The sequence below is a fragment of the Thermoactinomyces mirandus genome, assembly GCF_013868055.1.
Lineage (GTDB): Bacteria > Bacillota > Bacilli > Thermoactinomycetales > Thermoactinomycetaceae > Thermoactinomyces > Thermoactinomyces mirandus.
This window is the reverse complement of record NZ_JACEOL010000087.1, coordinates 1-979: the sequence shown is the minus strand read 5'-3', so window position 1 is coordinate 979 and position 979 is coordinate 1. Positions and strand designations below refer to the sequence as shown.

The 979-nt window shown below is 50.4% G+C and carries 1 protein-coding gene; it reads left to right on the top strand.

Features of this window, described 5'->3' with window-relative positions; genetic code table 11:
• The coding region (xylA, locus tag H2C83_RS17120) for a xylose isomerase (RefSeq protein WP_181742380.1) at nt 1-979 on the top strand (979 nt) is incomplete at both ends.

Sequence of the window (979 nt, the reverse complement as noted above, 5' to 3'; positions counted from 1 at the left end):
GTTTGCGGGAAACCAACAAAAACCTGGACACCATCGTTGCCATGATCAAGGACTACATGAAAGACAGCCATACCAGATTGCTGTGGAATACGGTCAACAATTTCTCCCATCCCCGCTTTGTCCATGGCGCTGCTACTTCCAACAACGCCGATGTGTTTGCCTATGCCGCGGCCAAAGTGAAAAAAGGGCTGGAAATCGGCAAGGAACTTGGGGCGGAAAACTATGTATTCTGGGGTGGACGGGAAGGATATGAAACCTTACTTAACACGGACATGAAACTGGAACTGGATAACCTGGCCCGTTTCTTCCACATGGCGGTGGATTACGCGAAAGAAATCGGATTTGACGGTCAGTTCCTGATTGAACCCAAACCGAAAGAACCAACCACCCATCAGTATGATTTTGATGTGGCCAGCGGGTATGCCTTCCTGCAAAAATACGGCCTGGAGGATCATTTCAAATTTAATATTGAGGCCAACCACGCCACTCTTGCCGGCCATACGTTTGAGCATGAACTGCACTATGCACGGATCAATGGCATGCTGGGATCGATCGACGCCAACCAGGGGCATCCGCATTTGGGCTGGGATACGGATGAATTCCCGACGGATCTGTACTCTGCGACACTGGCTATGGTTGAAGTGTTGAAAAACGGCGGCTTGGGCCGTGGCGGCCTGAACTTTGACGCCAAGGTGCGCCGGGGATCGTTTGAACCGGAAGATCTGTTCACGGCACATATTGCAGGCATGGACAGCTTTGCTGTCGGCTTGAAAGTGGCCCATCAGTTACTCGAGGATCGTGTATTGGACAGCGTTGTGGAAAAGCGGTACCAAAGTTATACCGAAGGCATTGGCAAAGAGATTGTGGAAGGAACAACCGATTTTCACAAGCTGGAACAATATGCGCTCGGCTTGACGGAAATCAGGAACGAATCAGGACGGTTGGAAGAAATCAAGGCAATCATCAACCGGTATTTGCT